General features: G+C 52.2%; 20 protein-coding genes. 8 read left to right on the forward strand and 12 right to left on the reverse strand.

Annotated elements, in window-relative coordinates; all coding sequences use genetic code 11:
• Positions 1-137: 137 nt before the first annotated feature.
• Positions 138-1,001 (reverse strand): YicC/YloC family endoribonuclease, encoded by an 864-nt coding sequence (locus GKC68_RS01140; protein ID WP_013027746.1) that lies wholly within the window; start codon positions 999-1,001, stop codon positions 138-140.
• 157 nt (positions 1,002-1,158) lie between these two features.
• On the opposite strand from GKC68_RS01140, the gene GKC68_RS01145 reads away from it, so the two are divergent.
• Positions 1,159-1,593, forward strand: a complete 435-nt coding sequence (locus tag GKC68_RS01145; RefSeq protein WP_028723191.1) for a DUF3574 domain-containing protein — start codon at positions 1,159-1,161, stop codon at positions 1,591-1,593.
• 35 nt (positions 1,594-1,628) lie between these two features.
• Here GKC68_RS01145 and GKC68_RS01150 read toward each other — a convergent pair whose 3' ends face one another.
• A complete protein-coding gene (locus tag GKC68_RS01150; RefSeq protein ID WP_014333007.1) occupies positions 1,629-2,813 on the reverse strand; it encodes a nucleoside transporter C-terminal domain-containing protein in 1,185 nt (394 codons plus the stop codon).
• Between the two features lie 153 nt (positions 2,814-2,966).
• On the opposite strand from GKC68_RS01150, the gene rph reads away from it, so the two are divergent.
• Together rph and pyrE are read left to right on the forward strand one after the other, a co-directional pair.
• Positions 2,967-3,683 carry a ribonuclease PH gene (gene rph, locus GKC68_RS01155; protein WP_013027743.1) on the forward strand — a complete coding sequence of 239 codons (717 nt, stop codon included), beginning with the start codon at positions 2,967-2,969 and terminating at the stop codon, positions 3,681-3,683.
• 49 nt (positions 3,684-3,732) lie between these two features.
• Positions 3,733-4,374: an orotate phosphoribosyltransferase gene (pyrE, locus tag GKC68_RS01160; RefSeq protein WP_013027742.1), complete on the forward strand. Its 642-nt coding sequence runs from the start codon at positions 3,733-3,735 to the stop codon at positions 4,372-4,374.
• A gap of 28 nt (positions 4,375-4,402) precedes the next feature.
• On the opposite strand, the gene slmA is transcribed toward pyrE, so the two are convergent.
• The 3 genes from slmA to coaBC form a co-directional block, all read right to left on the reverse strand.
• A complete protein-coding gene (gene slmA / locus GKC68_RS01165; RefSeq protein ID WP_028723190.1) occupies positions 4,403-4,999 on the reverse strand; it encodes a nucleoid occlusion factor SlmA in 597 nt (198 codons plus the stop codon).
• A 120-nt stretch (positions 5,000-5,119) separates the two neighbouring features.
• A complete protein-coding gene (dut, locus tag GKC68_RS01170; RefSeq protein WP_014333008.1) occupies positions 5,120-5,578 on the reverse strand; it encodes a dUTP diphosphatase in 459 nt (152 codons plus the stop codon).
• Positions 5,556-6,776: a bifunctional phosphopantothenoylcysteine decarboxylase/phosphopantothenate--cysteine ligase CoaBC gene (coaBC, locus tag GKC68_RS01175; protein ID WP_014604740.1), complete on the reverse strand. Its 1,221-nt coding sequence runs from the start codon at positions 6,774-6,776 to the stop codon at positions 5,556-5,558. Before coaBC ends, dut begins: the two co-directional genes overlap by 23 nt.
• A gap of 150 nt (positions 6,777-6,926) precedes the next feature.
• Between coaBC and radC the strand changes: the two genes are divergently transcribed.
• The 4 genes from radC (at position 6,927) to mutM (ending at position 9,155) form a co-directional block, all read left to right on the forward strand.
• Complete coding sequence (radC, locus tag GKC68_RS01180) at positions 6,927-7,613, forward strand: DNA repair protein RadC (RefSeq protein WP_080687748.1); 687 nt, start codon at positions 6,927-6,929, stop codon at positions 7,611-7,613.
• A gap of 238 nt (positions 7,614-7,851) precedes the next feature.
• Positions 7,852-8,088 (forward strand): 50S ribosomal protein L28, encoded by a 237-nt coding sequence (gene rpmB, locus GKC68_RS01185; RefSeq protein ID WP_006121249.1) that lies wholly within the window; start codon positions 7,852-7,854, stop codon positions 8,086-8,088.
• Positions 8,089-8,108: 20 nt separating this feature from the next.
• Positions 8,109-8,276, forward strand: a complete 168-nt coding sequence (gene rpmG / locus GKC68_RS01190; protein WP_001051798.1) for a 50S ribosomal protein L33 — start codon at positions 8,109-8,111, stop codon at positions 8,274-8,276.
• A gap of 69 nt (positions 8,277-8,345) precedes the next feature.
• Positions 8,346-9,155, forward strand: a complete 810-nt coding sequence (gene mutM / locus GKC68_RS01195; RefSeq protein WP_019105393.1) for a bifunctional DNA-formamidopyrimidine glycosylase/DNA-(apurinic or apyrimidinic site) lyase — start codon at positions 8,346-8,348, stop codon at positions 9,153-9,155.
• Here the strand turns inward: mutM and coaD are convergent.
• The 6 genes from coaD to GKC68_RS01225 all read right to left on the reverse strand — a co-directional run bounded on the left by coaD (position 9,152) and on the right by GKC68_RS01225 (position 15,001).
• Positions 9,152-9,631 carry a pantetheine-phosphate adenylyltransferase gene (gene coaD / locus GKC68_RS01200; RefSeq protein WP_014604743.1) on the reverse strand — a complete coding sequence of 160 codons (480 nt, stop codon included), beginning with the start codon at positions 9,629-9,631 and terminating at the stop codon, positions 9,152-9,154. The two genes, mutM and coaD, sit on opposite strands and share 4 nt — an antisense overlap.
• Positions 9,628-10,407 (reverse strand): glycosyltransferase family 2 protein, encoded by a 780-nt coding sequence (locus GKC68_RS01205; protein ID WP_028723188.1) that lies wholly within the window; start codon positions 10,405-10,407, stop codon positions 9,628-9,630. The genes coaD and GKC68_RS01205 overlap by 4 nt, the downstream gene beginning before the upstream one ends.
• Positions 10,407-11,681: a lipid IV(A) 3-deoxy-D-manno-octulosonic acid transferase gene (waaA, locus tag GKC68_RS01210; RefSeq protein WP_342656516.1), complete on the reverse strand. Its 1,275-nt coding sequence runs from the start codon at positions 11,679-11,681 to the stop codon at positions 10,407-10,409. The genes GKC68_RS01205 and waaA overlap by 1 nt, the downstream gene beginning before the upstream one ends.
• 90 nt (positions 11,682-11,771) lie before the next feature.
• Entirely contained in the window at positions 11,772-12,908 is a 1,137-nt protein-coding gene (locus GKC68_RS01215; RefSeq protein WP_013027733.1) for a glycosyltransferase family 4 protein, read from the reverse strand.
• A complete protein-coding gene (gene rfaQ, locus GKC68_RS01220; protein WP_058706084.1) occupies positions 12,901-13,977 on the reverse strand; it encodes a putative lipopolysaccharide heptosyltransferase III in 1,077 nt (358 codons plus the stop codon). Before rfaQ ends, GKC68_RS01215 begins: the two co-directional genes overlap by 8 nt.
• A gap of 73 nt (positions 13,978-14,050) precedes the next feature.
• Complete coding sequence (locus GKC68_RS01225) at positions 14,051-15,001, reverse strand: glycosyltransferase (RefSeq protein WP_342656517.1); 951 nt, start codon at positions 14,999-15,001, stop codon at positions 14,051-14,053.
• A 215-nt stretch (positions 15,002-15,216) separates the two neighbouring features.
• Here GKC68_RS01225 and GKC68_RS01230 point away from each other — a divergent pair, with 215 nt between their 5' ends.
• A complete protein-coding gene (locus GKC68_RS01230) occupies positions 15,217-16,239 on the forward strand; it encodes a glycosyltransferase family 9 protein (RefSeq protein WP_058706086.1) in 1,023 nt (340 codons plus the stop codon).
• Positions 16,240-16,394: 155 nt separating this feature from the next.
• Here the strand turns inward: GKC68_RS01230 and GKC68_RS01235 are convergent, their stop codons facing one another.
• On the reverse strand, positions 16,395-17,492 hold the full coding sequence (locus GKC68_RS01235; protein WP_342656866.1) for a glycosyltransferase: 1,098 nt from the start codon (positions 17,490-17,492) through the stop codon (positions 16,395-16,397).
• Positions 17,493-17,601 lie beyond the last annotated feature (109 nt).

Consider the following 17,601-nt stretch of genomic DNA (forward strand, 5'->3'; position numbering starts at 1 on the left):
TAGCCTGGTCTCAATACTTTGACGTGCTCACCGCTTGGATGAAACAAATTGAAACGTACAAAACAGGTTGGAAATAAAAAGCCCTGATAAATCAGGGCGTTGATAAATATTGAAAAGCTTTGGAAAACAAGAGAAAATTATTCAATATTCTGGATCTGCTCGCGCATCTGTTCAATCAGCACTTTCAGCTCAATGGCTGAATTGGTGATCTCTGCATTAATCGATTTCGAGGCCAGAGTGTTCGACTCGCGGTTGAACTCCTGCATCATGAAGTCGAGCCGACGTCCGACGGCTTCTTTTTTCTTCAAAATGTTGTACGTCTCTTTAACGTGCGCATCCAGGCGATCCAGCTCTTCTGCTACATCCACACGTTGCGCCATCATCACCAGTTCCTGCTCCAGGCGGTTGTTTTCCAACTGCACTTCGGCGTCCTCCAGTTTGGCGATCAGCCTTTCACGCTGCCACTTAATGACATCAGGCAGTTGAGCTCGCACTTTACTGACTTCATGCGTTACCGCTTCCAGACGCTGCTCGATCAGGGATTTCAATGCGCTACCTTCGCTCTCACGTGCAGCAATGAAATCATCCAGTGCGCCATCTAGTGCCTGAATCAGCTGTGTATTAATCGCGTCCAGATCCTGTTCTGGCGCAGACATCACGCCAGGCCAGCGCAAAATATCCAGTGGATTGATCTGGCCTTCGTCGCTCTGCATCTTCACCCAGTTAGCGGCCTGAACCAGCTGTTTAGCCAGCGACTCGTTCAGCATCAGCTCGCCTTGTGCGCCGGGATCGGCATCAAAGCGCAGATTACATTCGATTTTACCGCGCGTCAGACGCTGGCGAATGCGTTCCCGAATCATCGGCTCCAGTCCGCGGAACTGCTCTGGCAGACGAATATAGGTTTCAAGATAACGTTGGTTAACGGAACGCAGCTCCCAGGCGGCGCTGCCCCATTCGCCTTTAACTTCACGGCGGGCGTAGGCGGTCATACTGCGGATCATAAGCGTTACTCATTTTCAGAAAGATTAAAGTCAGTATAACGAGGCAAAGCTAACCATAACAGGTGTAAGCAGCAGCAGGATGAGAGAACAAATTATTTCCGCTTTCAGCAACAGGCACTTATGCTGTTTACTGGCTTACTCGTTGAGGACCCCGTTTATGTCTCACGTATTACGCTTTCCTGTCATGCTGACCTTACTGCTGGCTGGCTGTCATTCGCCATCACCGCCACCTGTGCCATCAACCCGACCTGTTCCCATCTGTGCTGGCGGTGAGGTGATGATGCAAACCACATTGTGGTTTGGTCTCAGTAAGCCACAAGGCGGTAGCGTGAGTTCGCTGGACTGGATGAATTTTATCGATAAACAAGTGACGCCTCGCTTTAAAGCCGGGCTCTCGGTTTATGATGCGCAAGGGCAGTGGTTGGGTGAAAACGGTCAGCTGGCGCGTGAGAAAAGCAAAGCGCTGGTGCTCATCTATCACTTTGACAGCGATAACAACAGCCGTGTCGAAGCACTACGCGAGCAGTATAAAAAACAGTTTGGTCAGGAATCGGTCATGCGTGTCGATTCGCCTTCCTGCGTGAGTTTCTGATGCCATTAACGGCGGCCCAGGCCGCCGTAAGATGATCAGATAAACAGTCCGGCGAACGCAGCCGAAAGCAGGCTTACCAGGGTCGAACCATATACCAGTTTCCAGCCAAATCGGGAGACGACGTTCCCCTGTTGTTCGTTCAGCCCCTTAATCGCGCCTGCCACAATACCAATCGACGCAAAGTTAGCAAACGAGACCAGGAATACCGACAGGATGCCTAATCCACGCGGCGTCATGCCTGCCGCCACTTTCTTCAGTTCGATCATGGCGACGAATTCATTGGCCACCAGTTTAGTGGCCATAATGCTCCCAGCCTGAAGGGCGTCGACGGCGGGGATGCCGATTAACCAGGCAAAAGGGTAAAAAACATAGCCCAGGAGCTGCTGGAAACTGTAGCCAAATAGCGCTGCGAACAGCGCATTGACGGCCGCGATCAGCGCAATAAAACCGATCAGCATTGCCAGAATGATCATCGCCACTTTAAAGCCCGCCAGGATGTACTCTCCCAGCATTTCGAAGAAACTCTGCTCCTCATGCAACTTATCCAGGGCTACAGGCTGTTCCTCGCTTTCCTTACCGGGATTAATAATCGACAGAATGATAAAGGTGCTGAACATATTGAGCAGTAGCGCCGCCACGACATAGCGAGCCTCAATCATCGACATGTATGCACCGACAATGGAAAGCGAGACGGTAGACATAGCGGTTGCCGCCATGGTGTAAAGGCGCTTCGGCGGGATATCCGCCAGAATACCTTTATATGCGATGAAGTTTTCAGACTGACCCAGTACCAGCGTACTGACCGCATTAAAAGATTCCAGCTTTCCCATGCCGTTGATTTTAGACAGGACAGTTCCCACCAGGCGGATTAGCAACGGCAGAATGCGCCAGTGCTGCAAAATACCAATCAGAGCGGAAATAAAAACAATCGGGCAAAGTACGCCAAGAAAGATAAAGGCCAGGCCCTGCTGACTCATGCCGCCAAAAACAAACTCTGTGCCTTGTGCAGCAAAACCCAGTAATGTTTCAAAGAAGCTGCCCACCGCTCCCACGAGCGCCAGTCCACTGGCAGAATGAAGGAAAAACCAGCCCAGCGCGGCTTCAACGATAATGAGCTGAATGATATAGCGCGGACGAATGTGTTTACGGTCATGACTGACCAACAGCGCAAGGGCGAAAATCACCACCAGCGCCAGCAGGAAATGTAAAATAGCGGCCATAGTTTAATCTGTTCGTAAAATGCGGCAAAAGGTAGGGCATTTAGCCATACTCCCACATGAATTTCATCCTGAGCCTTACAGCCCACTGCAAGAGACAGCGGGCCAGGAAGTCCGTATAATACGCAGCCAATCATTTGCAAGCCGGAGATAACCATGCGTCCAGCAGGCCGTAGCGCACATCAGGTGCGTCCAGTCACATTGACCCGCAATTACACTAAACACGCAGAAGGTTCCGTTCTGGTGGAATTCGGTGAAACCAAAGTGCTCTGCACTGCCACGGTGGATGAAGGTGTTCCGCGCTTCCTCAAAGGACAGGGACAGGGCTGGGTCACTGCCGAATATGGCATGTTGCCGCGTTCAACGCATAGCCGCATGGCACGTGAAGCCGCGAAGGGCAAACAGGGCGGCCGCACGCTGGAAATTCAGCGTCTGATCGCCCGTTCACTCCGCGCAGCCGTCGATCTTAAAGTGCTGGGTGAATATACCATTACGCTTGATTGCGACGTCATCCAGGCTGATGGTGGCACCCGTACCGCATCTATCACCGGCGCCTGCGTGGCACTGGCGGATGCACTAAACAAACTGGTTGCCAGCGGTAAGCTCAAAGCGAACCCGATGAAAGGGATGGTCGCGGCGGTATCTGTGGGCATCGTTAACGGTGAAGCCCTGTGTGACCTTGAATATGTTGAAGACTCCGCTGCTGAAACCGATATGAACGTCGTGATGATGGAAGACGGCCGTATGATCGAGGTGCAGGGCACGGCGGAAGGCGAACCTTTCAGCCATGAAGAGTTGCTGGCACTGCTGGCGCTGGCCCGCGGCGGCATCGAAGAGTTAATTCAGGCGCAAAAAGCGGCGTTGGAAAAATAAAGTAACAGGCGACCGCAGAGTCGCCTTTTTTTTATCTGAGGAGTAAGACATGAAAGCCTGGCAGCGGCAGTTTATTGAATTCGCACTGAATAAGCAGGTGCTTAAATTTGGTGAGTTTACGTTAAAATCTGGTCGTAAAAGTCCCTATTTCTTTAATGCCGGTCTGTTTAACAGCGGGCGAGACTTAGCGCTGCTGGGGCGTTTCTATGCGCAGGCGTTAGTGGACAGCGGCGTGGATTTCGATTTGCTGTTCGGGCCCGCTTATAAAGGGATTCCTATTGCGACCACGACAGCGGTTGCCTTAGCCGATCATCATGACCGGGATGTGCCTTACTGCTTTAACCGTAAAGAGGCGAAAGATCACGGTGAGGGCGGTCTGCTGGTGGGAAGTCCGCTACAGGGTAAAGTTATGTTGGTCGATGACGTTATCACGGCAGGCACGGCAATCCGCGAGTCGATGGATATCATTAATGCCCATGATGCGAGTCTGGCTGGCGTCATGATTTCACTGGATCGTCAGGAACGTGGCCGGGGAGAGCTTTCCGCTATTCAGGAAGTGGAACGTGACTATTCCTGCAAGGTTACCGCCATTATCACGCTCAACGACCTGATCGACTATCTGGCTGAAAAAACGCATATGGCCGATCATTTAGCGCAGGTGCGTGCGTATCAAAAAGCGTACGGCGTCTGATTACAGGCGGGCGCTGCCCGCCTGCCTGTTACACCAGCTGTGCCGCAATCAGCGGCCAGCGGATATCAAAGTCAGCGGTGGGACTAAAGCGGAACTCCGAGCGAACGTAACGCGATAGTAATCCTTCACACAGAGCCAGTAGCTGACTGGCCAGTAATGCTTCATCGGTTTGAAAGCCTTCACCTTCTCGCATTTTCCGCTCACGCATCACCTGGCGTAGCTGGACTTCAATGCGCTCAAACAGCTGGTTAATGCGCCCTTGTAAACGATCCTGTTCAAACATCAGCGCGTGACCCGTTAAAATACGTGTCAACCCCGGATTACGCTCACCAAACCCCAGAATCAGCTGCACAATAAGACGCAGGCGCGCCATTGTTTCTTTTTCATCTTTAAGAATGAGATTGATGCGGGTAATCAGACTGTCTTCAATAAATTCGATCAGGCTGTCAAACATCCGTGTTTTGCTGGGAAAATGACGATACAGCGCCGCTTCCGAAACTCCGACGTTGGCCGCGAGCTTCGCGGTAGTGATTCGTTGGCTACCATCGCTGGACTCAAGCATTTGCGCCAGCGCCTGCAAAATCTCTTCACGACGATTCCGCTTTACGACTTTTTTTTCTGCCATGCCCTTAAAAACCCCTGAATTTCACCATAAACAGGCAACACCTACGCATCAGCCACAAGATAAACACCTATGGCGATGAGAAATAAAATGATGAGCGTAAGTGAAAATAGGTAGTGCTGGTTACTGACGACCTGAGTGACCGAAGCCGCCTTCACCGCGTAAGCTGGCATCAAACTCTTCTACCAGATTGAATTCGGCCTGAACGACAGGAACAAAAACCAGCTGGGCCATGCGGTCGCCCGGCTGTAGCGTAAAGCTTTCCTGACCCCGATTCCATACCGATACCATCAGTTGACCCTGATAATCGGCATCAATAAGCCCCACCAGGTTACCCAGTACGATGCCATGTTTATGGCCCAGTCCTGAGCGTGGGAGGATCACAGCAGCAAGGCTCGGATCGGCAATATGGATAGCCAGGCCGGTAGGGATTAATGTTGTAGTCCCGGGGGCGATTTCCATCACGTCATCAATACAGGCACGAAGATCTAACCCAGCGGAACCCGGTGTCGCGTAGGTCGGCAATGGAAAATCTTTGCCGACGCGCGCATCGAGAATTTTAACGTCTATTTTTTTCATCATAACGGCTGACAATCTCGTCTATTAAAAGTTGACCAAGGAGTGACTTATCGCTGAGCGGTAAGGTCTTTTCTCCTTCCTGCCAAAAAAGGTGAAGAGCATTGGTGTCGCTATTGAACCCTTGTCCAGCTTTCGACACGTCGTTAGCACAGATCAGGTCCAGCTTTTTACGCGCGCGTTTTTTTCGGGCGTATTCTTCCACATTCTGGGTTTCAGCCGCAAATCCAACCACAAAAGGCCGGCCCTGCGTTAATGCGGCAACGCCCGCGACGATATCGGGATTTTTAATGAGCTGCAGGGTGACATTATCATCGTCATCCTGTTTCTTGATTTTCTCATCCGCAATGTCGGCTGCCCGGTAGTCTGCCACGGCTGCGCTTGCAATGAAAATATGTTGTTTATTTATCTCGTCCATCACCGCAGACTGCATCTCCCGTGCCGACGTCACATCCACCCGCTTAACGCCCACGGGCGTTGCTAAGCTAACCGGGCCACTAATCAGTGTGACGCTGGCACCGCGTCTGGCGGCCGCGGCCGCAATGGCAAAGCCCATTTTTCCTGAGCTGTGGTTGCTGATGTAGCGCACGGGATCGAGGGCTTCACGAGTCGGGCCGGCGGTAATCATAATGTTGAGATGTTGCAGATCGTTGACGGGGCTGGCCCACTGAACCGCATGGTCAACGATAGCCAGCGGGTCGAGCATGCGGCCCGGCCCGACATCGCCGCATGCCTGGCTGCCGCTGTCAGGCCCCCAGATGAATACGCCGCGGGCCTGCAGCGTCGTCAGGTTCGTTTGCGTGATGGCTGCGCGGTACATCTGTTGATTCATCGCCGGCACAATCGCGACAGGCGACGCGGTAGCCAACACAGCAGTTGTCACTAAATCGTTCGCCATACCGGCTGTCACGCGCGCGATTAAATCCGCGGATGCGGGCGCCAGCAGAATCAGATCGGCCCATTTGGCCAGCTCAATATGGCCCATGGCGGCCTCGGCTGCCGGGTCGAGCAGATCGTCCATTACCGGGTAGCCCGATACGGCCTGGAGGCTGAGGGGCGTAATAAACGCTTTTGCTGCATGGGTCATCATCACGCGTACATCGGCACCGCGATCGCGCAGACGGCGCACCAGCTCGGGGGTTTTATAGGCTGCGATGCCACCGCTTACGCCTAAAAGCACTTTTTTACCGGCTAATCCCATCATGCAGTTGACCTCGTTTTCAGTTGCCGTACAGCCACGGCGGAATGGGCGAATTTTATCACAAAACCTTGCCGTCACCTGTTCAAAGGCTGCGTTTGCGAGAAGTGCCGAAGAATCACATTTGCTCACTGGTCACGTGTTGACTGACAGAAGATGATACAGGGGGCGACAGGGAGAGCAGCAATGAATCATTTTCTACCACGGGAAAAACTCAAGCTACTGGGCGCAGATGCATTAAGCGATGCAGAACTGCTGGCCATCTTTTTACGTACGGGTTCAAGAGGCGTACCGGTGATGAAGCTGGCGCAGCAGATGTTGCAAGAGCTGGGGTCGCTTTACAACATCGTGAACGCCAGTGCGGAGGATTTCAAAGGAATCAAAGGGGCGGGGGAAATTAAGTTAATTCAGCTACGTGCCGTGGCTGAGCTGGCTAAACGGTTTTTCGCCAGCCAGTTGGCCCGTGAAAATACCCTCGACAGTCCGCTTGCGACACGCCAGTATCTGCAAACGCTGTTAGCCGATCAGGAACGTGAGATTTTTATCGTGATGTTTCTGGATAATCAACACCGGGTGATAACCGCCCGGCAAATGTTCTCAGGCTCGATTAACAGTGTGGAAGTGCATCCGCGCGAAATTGTGCGCGAGGCGCTTAAAATTAACGCCGCAGCGTTAATCATCGCACATAATCATCCGTCAGGAAGAGCCGAGCCGAGCCAGGCTGACCGCGACATTACCGTTAAAATCTGCGAAGCGTGTCGGCTGGTAAATATTCGCGTGCTCGATCATTTAGTGATTGGACGGGGTGAATCGGTCTCATTTACCGAGCGGGGATGGCTCTGAGCCTGAAAATCTGGTCCAGGTGGCGGATTTTTACACGATCATTCGGGATCTTTATCTGTTCGGGACTTGAGCACTTGGGCCGAGCGGCGTATACTACGCCACCTTTGAGAATCTCGGGTTTGGCGGTTAGGCCAGCTTAGCGGGTTCCATGGAACTCGCCTGGCGGGCTGTAAGCCTGACGAGGCGGCCAAAACCTAATTTTTAAAGCTCGAGCTGATTTGATTTTTGGAGAATAGACATGTCACGAGTCTGCCAGGTAACTGGAAAGCGTCCGGTGACCGGTAACAACCGTTCCCACGCAATGAACGCGACGAAACGCCGTTTCCTTCCGAACCTGCACTCACACCGTTTTTGGGTTGAGAGCGAGAAGCGCTTCGTTACTCTGCGTGTATCTGTAAAAGGTATGCGTATTATTGATAAAAAGGGCATTGATACGGTGTTAGCCGACATGCGTGCCCGTGGTGAGAAGTACTAAGAGTACTAAGGAACTGAATCATGGCTAAAGGTATTCGTGAGAAGATCAAGCTGGTTTCCTCTGCTGGTACAGGTCACTTCTATACCACCACGAAGAACAAACGTACTAAACCAGAGAAACTTGAACTGAAAAAGTTCGATCCGGTTGTACGTCAGCATGTGATCTACAAAGAAGCCAAAATTAAGTAATTTTGGTTTTCTGCAAAAAACCCGGCTCAGGCCGGGTTTTTTGTTTGTGTAATGCGCAGGGGAGAGGTTATGCCTGAGTTGCCAGAGGTAGAAACCAGCCGACGCGGCATTGAGCCACATCTGGTTGGTCAGACAATTCTTCACGCAGTCGTGCGCAACGCGCGTTTGCGTTGGCCAGTGTCACAAGAAATCCTGGCGTTAAGCGATCAGCCTGTGCTGAGCGTTCAACGTCGTGCCAAATACCTTTTACTCGAATTGCCGCACGGCTGGATTATTATCCACCTGGGTATGTCAGGCAGTTTACGTGTCCTTTCTGAAGAGTTGCCCGCAGCCAAACACGATCATGTCGACCTGGTCATGAGCAACGGTAAAGTCCTGCGCTATACCGATCCCCGGCGTTTTGGCGCCTGGCTGTGGAGCAGTGACCTGGCCGGCAGTAGCGTACTGGCACACCTTGGCCCAGAGCCGCTGAGTGAAGCATTCAGTGGCGACTATCTTTTTGAAAAATCCCGCGGAAAGCGAACGGTGATTAAGCAGTGGCTAATGGACAATAAAATTGTCGTTGGCGTGGGTAACATCTATGCGAGTGAATCACTGTTTACGGCAGGGATCATTCCTGATCGACCCGCAATGAGCCTTTCCCATGAAGATGCGGCGATATTAGCGAATACCATCAAAGCGGTACTGCTGCGCTCAATCGAGCAGGGCGGAACAACATTACGCGACTTTTTACAAAGTGATGGCAAACCGGGCTATTTTGCACAAGAGCTACAGGTTTATGGTCGCGCGGGAGAGCCCTGCAGGGCATGTGGCACACCGATTGTCAGTGGCAAGCATGGGCAACGCAGTACTTACTGGTGCCCCAACTGTCAACACTAAGGCAGTTTTGCCAGCAGAGCCTGGTGGACAGGCGCGGGCAGGAAGGCCGAGACGTCGCCGCCGTGCCGCGCCACTTCTTTCACCAGAGTAGAAGAGATAAAGGAAAAGTTTTCCGATGGCATCAAAAACACGCTTTCCAGCGTCGGCAGCAAATGCCGGTTCATACGCGCCAACTGTGTCTCATATTCAAAATCCGACACGGCACGCAATCCGCGCACCAGAATGTTTGCCTGCTGAGTGCGGGCAAAATTGGCCATCAGATCGCTGAAACCTGTCACCTCAACGTTGGCCAGATGCGCGGTCGCCTGACGCGCCAGCGCAACTCTTTCATCAAGCGTGAATAAGGGCTTTTTGCTCGGGCTGGCGGCAATGGCTACGACCAGCCGGTCAAACATCTGCGCAGCACGCGTCACAATATCGATGTGGCCTAATGTGATGGGATCGAAGGTGCCTGGATAAATAGCTTTCGTGGTCATGTGCGCCCTTTCGCCGAAGCATGAGTCAGCGCCCATAGCGCTGCATATTTGTTGAAGGTGTACTGGGCATTGACGACCGCCAGCAGCCAACCCTGTTTACCATCGAGAAAGCCGGCACGCAGCAGCAGCGTTTTCGCGAAGGCGCCGAGCGCATGACTGAAAACCGAAAACAGGCTGCAGGTTTTTCCGCGCTGAAATCGTTCCTGTGCCCAGGCCTCCGCATAGGCCAGCTGCTTACGCTGGAAAGCCATCAGGTTACGACAGGTCAGGTGTTGTAAATCGCCTTTGAGGGCCTGCACGGAGGCGCCTTCGGTATTGAGTGACTCGTGCACGCTGTTATCGTTATAGCTTAACGTACGTGGGTAAAGGCGCATCACTCGATCAGGGTACCAGCCGCTGTGGCGCATGAATCGCCCCAAAAAAAGATTACTGCGGCTCAAGCTGTAAACGGTGTCGCCCGGGGGCGCCTCGAGCACCCGCTCAATGGCCTGACGTAACTCTGGCGTGACCCGCTCATCGGCGTCGATCATCAAAATCATGTCGCAACTGGCAAAACTCTGCGCCCGCTGGCGCTGCTTGCCGTAGCCCTGCCATTCCGTCGCCTGAAAAACCTGCGCGCCTGCTGCCCGGGCCAGTGCCATCGTGTCGTCCGCGCTGCCAGAATCCAGCACGATAATCTCATCGGCCCAGCTCACTGATGCAAGACAGTCAGGCAGCAGCTCTGCTTCATTTTTGGCAATCATCACGACTGAAAGGCGTTGGCGAGGGGATGTCATTAATGGGCTCTTGGCGGCAGATGTGGTTCAAGTAACTGAAGCAAACGCTGAAGGGCGCCCTGGTTTTGATGCAGCACTTCTACGGCATGGCGTCCGTAGTAGCGACGATAATCATCGTCCTGCAGCAGGTTCGTCACCTCTTTTGCAAGCGATGCGACATCAGTAACGGTAATCAGCCCCTGTGCCTGTTGCAGCTTGCTACAAATATCCTTGAAGTTCCAGGTATGGGGGCCCATAAGCACCGGAATAGCATGAGCGGCGGGTTCGAGCGGGTTATGACCACCGCGCTCAACCAGGCTGCCGCCAACAAAGGCCAGATCGGCAATGCCATACAGCAACATCAGTTCACCCATTGAGTCACCAATCACAACCTGCGTTGAGCCGGATGGGATTTCACCGCTGCTGCGCAGGGTAAAACTAAAGTTGCGCTTTTGCGTCAGCTCTCGGGCATCGTTAAAACGCTCCGGGTGACGCGGCACCAGAATCAGCAGCAAATCTGGAAAGGTATGTAATAAGCGACGGTGCGTATCCAGCAGGATAGCTTCTTCACCCTCATGCGTGCTGGTGGCAATCCAGACAGGGCGACGGGGCGCCCATTGCCGGCGCAGCGTTACGGCTCTTGCGGCCAGCTCGGGCGTAACAGAGATATCAAACTTCAGGCTGCCGGTAACCGACAGATGCGAGCGCTTCAGGCCGAGTTGCACAAACCGCTCACCGTCCTCGGCGTTTTGTGCGGCGATCAGCGTGATACTTTGTAAGAGATTACGCATGAACTTGCCAAGCTTGCGATAGCCTTTAGCCGATCGTTCCGAAAGTCGGGCATTAGCAATCACCAGAGGAATATGGCGCTGGTGCAGGATACGAATGATGTTAGGCCACAGCTCGGTTTCCATAATGATCACAAGGCGGGGATTGACCGTATCAAGAAAGCGATTGATGGCGTTGGGGAGATCGTAAGGCAAATAAACATGATGCACATCTTTGCCAAAAGCAGACAACGCACGTTCAGAACCGGTTGGCGTCATGGTTGTGACGGTGATAGGTAGCGTTGGATAGCGATGACGTAGCGCGCGCACCAACGGCACTGCCGCCAGGGTTTCGCCCACGGAAACGGAGTGTAAAACGATGCCTTCAGGCTTCACTTTTCCGGCGCAATAGCCATAACGCTCTGCCCAGCGTTTACGGTAGGCAGGAGCTTTACGACCGCGCAGCCACAGGCGCAGCCAAATAAGTGGCTGAATGAGATAAAGCAATGCGGTGTAAATGGTCGTCATAGTTACCGTTATGACACGTTGGCGTCAAAAAAGCAGATTAAAGTCAGAATACAGCATCTTATCAGAAACAGCATAATCACTCATCCCACATCATGCGTGGCGACTCAGGACCTGTTGATAGAGCCTGTTCAATGAATGTGCCAGGTTCTGCGGCGTGTAAGGTTCAATCCTGCGTCTTGCTGCTTCGCCCATTCTGCCGTCAACGGTTAAAGCAGAAAGGGCATTGATGGCCTGATTGAGTCCTTTTACATCCAGCGCATCACGAACAAACCCTTCCTGACCTTCGCGAATAAATTCAGCGCCGCCACACCCGGTGCTGGTGATCACCGGCAACCCGCAGGCCATGGCTTCCAGCACCACGTTGGGAAAAGGATCGTAAAGAGTGGGCAGAAGCAACCCATCAGCAGCATGGTAATAGGGCTGCACATCCTGCTGTACGCCGACAAAGCGAAGCCGCTCACTGCAGTGAAGCTGACTGGCTAACTGCTGATAACGTTTTGCCTGTTTGTCCTGGCCGACCACGATCAGATAGCGGTTACTTTTGGCCAGTGCTTCAATGGCGGCTTTGAGGCCCTTACGTTCAAATCCCGAACCCACATAGATCAGAACAGTCGCGTTAGCGGGCAGGTTCAGCTGTGTCCGAACCGCATGGCGGGCGGCCTCTGTCGCAGGTTGAAAGCGCGTTGAATCAATGGCGTTGTGAATGACATGTATTTTGTCAGCCTGCAGTGCAAAGCAGCGCAGGATGTCTTTTTTTACCATCTCAGAATTACATATCACCGCTTTCAAAGCGGGGGAGTTGAACATATCGGCTTCTGCCTGCAGAACATAGCGATGATATGGACTGAGGCTGGCGCTAAGGCGCTGCAGGGGCGAAACAATACGTGCCCGTTGTTCAAGCCAGACACGATGAACGCCATCGCCAGCCCGAAAGATGTCACAACCTGCGATACGCTCATGGCTTTGCACAATATCGAACTTTTCACGTTCCCAGCAGGCCCGCGCCGCATGGGCAAAACCGCGTTCACGTGAAACCCGTCCCAGCTTCCCGGGATTGCAGATATGCAGGTGCCAGTCCGGGTTGGGCTTGCCTTCCCAGCTTCGGGTGATGATATTGAGGTCCAGTTTTTCGCTACCCAGGGCTTCCAGCGCGCGTGAAATAAAGCGTTCGGCCCCGCCATCAGGGCGATATTTCTGCCGGACTATCGCCAGGCGTAACTTACTCATTTAGATAGCTCCTTGCTGCGGTAACGACGTCCTCAACCGGGATAACGGACAAGTAACGTTGTTCGGTACGAGTATCAATGGAATCCGGAGAAGGAAGGGGGCCATAGTCGCCAGCCCAGATGACCCGATTGTTGTCACCCCAGGGGCGCCAGTGCTGCAGTTTTGTCGGACCGAAAAGCGCAATGCAGGGCGTGTCGAGCGCGGCGGCCATGTGCATCGGGGCTGAGTCAACGCCAATAAAGAGCTGAGCGCGAGCAATAAGTGCAGCCAGTTGTGGCAGAGAGAGTTTGCCTGCCAGCGAGATAACATGCGGAGACTGGCACTGCGCCAGAATCCGCTCAACCATCGCCAGCTCACTATCATCCGGTCCTGCTGTCAGGATGACTTTGCGGTCGGCTTGAGCCAACTGATCGATAGTGGCGGCAACCTTGTCTTCTTCCCAACATTTAAACTGCCAGCGGGAGGTAGGCTGCAGCACGATATAAGGGGGCTTCACCTGCTGCTGAAGCAGCATATTCTGCACTTTTAACGCATCCTCCGGGCTAAAGTGCATAGAGGCTCTGGCAACGTCGGTTGAAATCTGCAGCGGTGACAGAGCGGAAAGATTCTGTTCAACCGTATGTAAGCGCTCATGATTTTCTGTGGTAACCAAATGATTGTGGCACCAGCGCCAGAAGGCGTTATCACGCTTTTTAAACGCGAATCCAATGCGTACCGGCGCGCCAGACAGGCCGGTGAGAATGGCACTGCGCCACTGATCGGCAAGGTTAATCACCAAATCGTAATGACAGGCTCGCACTGCGGAGACCAGTGCAACTTCATGGCGAAAAGTCTGCCAGCCACCTTCCTTTTTCCAGTTTCGATCGATGATGTGCAGATGACGGACAGATGGATGGGCTTCCAGCATGGGCCGGGTTTCTTTGTAGAGCAGGACATCAATGCTGGCCTGCGGGTAATGCTGATGCAAAGCATTGATGACAGGCGTAGTCAGCAGCATGTCGCCGTGATGACGTAGTTTGATTAACAGAATTTTTTGGGGTGGAAACTGGACTGGAATCGGGCTTGTCATACTCAAATGCTCTCAGAATTCAGTGAGCCGATTGTAGGGCAAACCCTTTTGAGGTTAAAGCAAGTGACGCCGCTTATTTCCTGCGCCAGTAATAAATTCGACCCAGCCATAGCAGAAGGTGATACCACTGTTTTATCCCGCGCGCATTACGCAGCATACGCGTGTGTGTCTGGGTCGCGAAGATATCGGCAATCATCGCCTGTCGCGCTGATTCGTCCGGCTCGCGTCGGATACTGTGGCAGACGCTCAGGGCTTCGTATGTAATCTGATAGTGGAATGCCGGGTAGATTTTGACTTTATGGCGATAGCGGCTGTTGATTGACTCCAGCATTTGCGCAATTTTCAGATAGTGACGCTGATATTCAACGTTACGCAGGCCGGTCCGCTTGCGATTGCTGATTGAAGCATTGTGCAAATAGTAGCGGTAAAGCTGTTTCTCGGTATAACGCGCGCGTTTTACATTCAGCATGAACTCTGTTGTCCAGGGTATATCCTGATGGTGCAGGCCAGGTTCAAAATTTAGCTTAAGTTTTTCAATCAGTTCGCGTCGGTAAATACCGAGCCAGACAACATGTTTATAGCGATGCGTCTTTAGCGCCTTGTTGAGCCACTCAGGGCCGCTAAGGACGGATGTGCTTGAGAGTCGTTCAGGCGGTATTAACGGCTGGGTTTCATTGCTGACCTGGAAAAACCATTCGGCATTGCATTGCGCCACATCGAGATCGTCTGCCTCTGCCATATCGACCAGCGTTTGATACATCTCTGGCTTCATGGTGTCATCAGCATCCGGAAAGGTGACGTACTTACCGGATGCAACAGCCAGCCCGGCATTTCGTGCACGTGATACGCCGCCATTAGGTTGGTGAATGACCCGGATGTGAGGATAACGTTGTGCGTAGTCATCCGCTCTCTCACCCGAGCCGTCAGTCGATCCATCATCGACAAGGATGATTTCCAGAGATGTCAGCGTCTGAGCCAGCAAAGACTGAATAAAAGTCTCGAACATGTCACCAGCGTTAAACATTGGTGTGATTATCGATAGTAAAGGCGAATTTTGTGACACAGCAGCACAACTTAAAGTGAAAAGAACACGGAATCCCGCCGACATTATTACGAATGCCGATAGAACTTTTTGTGCATTTAGAGTCAAATGTTGATGTGTAGCAGAAATTTATTTTTTTGCAACTTTATGGCGTATGTACGCTGCAGTCCGGTCAGGTACGTTTAACCAGGTACAGTATGAAAAATATTCTCGTCATCAGGCGCGACAACATTGGTGATATGGTGTGTACCACACCGTTACTGGAAGGCATAAAGACGGCCTTCCCTGAAGCTAAGCTGACACTATTGGTCAATAAAGTTGCGCAGGACGTGGTGCTGCATAACCCACATATTGACGCGCTGCATGTGTATAAAAAAGCCAAACATCGCAGTAAGAATGAAAGCGCAGTGGGCGTTTACTGGCACCGATTAAAAATCTTTTGGGCTTTACGCAAGACGCACTTCGATGCGGCTGTACTGGCCAATCCTGTCCCCTGTAAATACAGCCTTCGCCTCGCGCGTATGGCGGGCGCAAAACATATCATTGGCGCAGGTGAAGCCGATAACGGGCTCACCAGATATTTTGGCAGAACAGATTTTTCCGGTAACCATCAGGTCGAACATACTTACTCGTATCTCTCAGCGCTCACTGCTCATTTACCTGTCGTTCCCCCCGTCAGAGTCTATTTAACCCCACGAGAGCATGAACAGGCTAAAACGCATGTGCATTCACTGTTTACGGTATCAGGTCAGACATACGGTATACACATTAGTAGTCGCAGCCCAAAGCGCCGCTGGGATATAGAAAAGTATGCTGTTTTTATTCGTCATCTGTTAGACGATGCGCAAGCCCGTGTGCTGATCTTTTGGTCGCCACAGGGAGCGCTGGGGCCGGATGATCGGGGTGATGACGCCCGAGCCGAGCAACTTATGCAACTGGTCAATTCTTCACGCGTAGCGGCTTACACTACCACGTCAGTGCGTGATCTAATGGCGGGTTTTAGTTGTTGTGACCAAATTCTGTGTAGCGATGGTGGCCAAATGCATATCGCGGCGGGTTTGCATAAAAAGCAGGTGGTGTTTTTTGGCGATACGGATGCGCCGGGGTGGCATCCATGGTCTGGTGAGTACAGAATTTTGCAGACACCTTCTGGTGAATGTAACGATATTACTCCTCATGAGGTGATGAGTGCGTGGCTGCAGCTTAAGGACATCCCTTGAGTGGCTAACACGTGATACGCTCGATTATTTTCCGAAAATTTCTGGCTAAACGATATCAATTACCTGAAGAACAACGCTCAAAACCTGCCGTTCCCTTGATCTGCTTATCGGTTCATGGGAACGACTGATTGATGCTATGAGCGGTCAACATGCATTTATTTGGACACTCGTAAATCTGCCAACTGCAAGTATCGCTGACAGATAACGGAGAGGCTGTAGATACTCAGGTCAAGTTGATGCAAATCAGGCGGGTTATCGTAAATCTCTCGCATCTTTTCCGCCAGAGAGGTTGCATTCATCTCAGACAGCCCGCGACTCAGGTCCCCCGTCAAAATACTCGCGGGCCCGCCGGGGCAACGTGTACTCACTACAGGTGTTCCGCAGCTCATTGCTTCGATCAAAACATTGCCGAAACCTTCACTGTCAGAACTCAAAATCAACATCCGTGCATGATGAATCCAGGGATAGGGATTACGCTGAAAGCCTTCAAAGCGCACGCGATCTGAAACGCCCAGTTGTTCAGATAAACGATACAGTTTTTCTTTCATAGCAGGACTGCCCTGCCCCAGTAAGATTAAAGGGGCCTGAATGCCGCTTTGCGCATAAGCTTCCAACAGGCGGTCATGGCGTTTAGTTTCATGAAAACGGCCAACATGAACAAGGAAATCCTCACCTGCCAGTGGGCAGGGTTCCAGTGAGAGCCTTTTGATTTCATTGAAATCAAAAGGGTTAAAGATAACATCCGTTCGCGATGCTTTTACGCCAATATGGTTGATCAAGTCATCAAGAGCATATTGGGAAACCGCGATCACCTGGCGATGGCGATAGACATGACGTATTTTCTGTCGCTTAAGCCATAATGAAAAACCCGATTTGCGAGCGAGATAAGAGGCAGAAAAAATGCCATGAATACAATACCAGGTCCTGAGCGGATCGAGAGCACACGAAGAAGACACTATTCGGTCCGTTTTATGCAGATGAGACAGCACAAGATCAAATTTGCCTTGGCGGGCTTCACTGTAACGGACGGCTTTATCCAGGAGTGCGGCGCGACGAGATGTTTCGGTAAGCTTACGCCATGGACTGCGACAACGGTCTTCAATCACCTGATAATCAAGCCCTGACGGCAGGGAATAATCACAGACGTTACGCAAAGAAAAAAGTGATACCTGATGTCCACTGTTAATCAGGCCCTGTGCCAGGGTCAGTACTACTTTTTCAGCGCCGCCACCGGGCAGCCCGTCTATTATCATCAAAATACGCTTGGACAAATTATCACCTCAAAGACGCCGCCAGCACTGTGAATGACCTAAAGCATAAAGCGCACGGCAGTAAACTCGCCATAACAGAGTAAAATAGTGG

Source organism: Pantoea sp. RSPAM1 (assembly GCF_038816185.1).
Classification (GTDB): domain Bacteria; phylum Pseudomonadota; class Gammaproteobacteria; order Enterobacterales; family Enterobacteriaceae; genus Pantoea; species Pantoea ananatis.

What these genes read in the sequence shown, in the direction of transcription:
- GKC68_RS01140 (WP_013027746.1), bottom strand. Translation starts at nt 1,001, where the DNA reads ATGATCCGCAGTATGACCGCCTACGCCCGCCGTGAAGTTAAAGGCGAA.
- GKC68_RS01145 (WP_028723191.1), top strand. Translation starts at nt 1,159, where the DNA reads ATGTCTCACGTATTACGCTTTCCTGTCATGCTGACCTTACTGCTGGCT.
- GKC68_RS01150 (WP_014333007.1), bottom strand. Translation starts at nt 2,813, where the DNA reads ATGGCCGCTATTTTACATTTCCTGCTGGCGCTGGTGGTGATTTTCGCC.
- rph (WP_013027743.1), top strand. Translation starts at nt 2,967, where the DNA reads ATGCGTCCAGCAGGCCGTAGCGCACATCAGGTGCGTCCAGTCACATTG.
- pyrE (WP_013027742.1), top strand. Translation starts at nt 3,733, where the DNA reads ATGAAAGCCTGGCAGCGGCAGTTTATTGAATTCGCACTGAATAAGCAG.
- slmA (WP_028723190.1), bottom strand. Translation starts at nt 4,999, where the DNA reads ATGGCAGAAAAAAAAGTCGTAAAGCGGAATCGTCGTGAAGAGATTTTG.
- dut (WP_014333008.1), bottom strand. Translation starts at nt 5,578, where the DNA reads ATGATGAAAAAAATAGACGTTAAAATTCTCGATGCGCGCGTCGGCAAA.
- coaBC (WP_014604740.1), bottom strand. Translation starts at nt 6,776, where the DNA reads ATGATGGGATTAGCCGGTAAAAAAGTGCTTTTAGGCGTAAGCGGTGGC.
- radC (WP_080687748.1), top strand. Translation starts at nt 6,927, where the DNA reads ATGATACAGGGGGCGACAGGGAGAGCAGCAATGAATCATTTTCTACCA.
- rpmB (WP_006121249.1), top strand. Translation starts at nt 7,852, where the DNA reads ATGTCACGAGTCTGCCAGGTAACTGGAAAGCGTCCGGTGACCGGTAAC.
- rpmG (WP_001051798.1), top strand. Translation starts at nt 8,109, where the DNA reads ATGGCTAAAGGTATTCGTGAGAAGATCAAGCTGGTTTCCTCTGCTGGT.
- mutM (WP_019105393.1), top strand. Translation starts at nt 8,346, where the DNA reads ATGCCTGAGTTGCCAGAGGTAGAAACCAGCCGACGCGGCATTGAGCCA.
- coaD (WP_014604743.1), bottom strand. Translation starts at nt 9,631, where the DNA reads ATGACCACGAAAGCTATTTATCCAGGCACCTTCGATCCCATCACATTA.
- GKC68_RS01205 (WP_028723188.1), bottom strand. Translation starts at nt 10,407, where the DNA reads ATGACATCCCCTCGCCAACGCCTTTCAGTCGTGATGATTGCCAAAAAT.
- waaA (WP_342656516.1), bottom strand. Translation starts at nt 11,681, where the DNA reads ATGACGACCATTTACACCGCATTGCTTTATCTCATTCAGCCACTTATT.
- GKC68_RS01215 (WP_013027733.1), bottom strand. Translation starts at nt 12,908, where the DNA reads ATGAGTAAGTTACGCCTGGCGATAGTCCGGCAGAAATATCGCCCTGAT.
- rfaQ (WP_058706084.1), bottom strand. Translation starts at nt 13,977, where the DNA reads ATGACAAGCCCGATTCCAGTCCAGTTTCCACCCCAAAAAATTCTGTTA.
- GKC68_RS01225 (WP_342656517.1), bottom strand. Translation starts at nt 15,001, where the DNA reads ATGTTTAACGCTGGTGACATGTTCGAGACTTTTATTCAGTCTTTGCTG.
- GKC68_RS01230 (WP_058706086.1), top strand. Translation starts at nt 15,217, where the DNA reads ATGAAAAATATTCTCGTCATCAGGCGCGACAACATTGGTGATATGGTG.
- GKC68_RS01235 (WP_342656866.1), bottom strand. Translation starts at nt 17,492, where the DNA reads ATGATAATAGACGGGCTGCCCGGTGGCGGCGCTGAAAAAGTAGTACTG.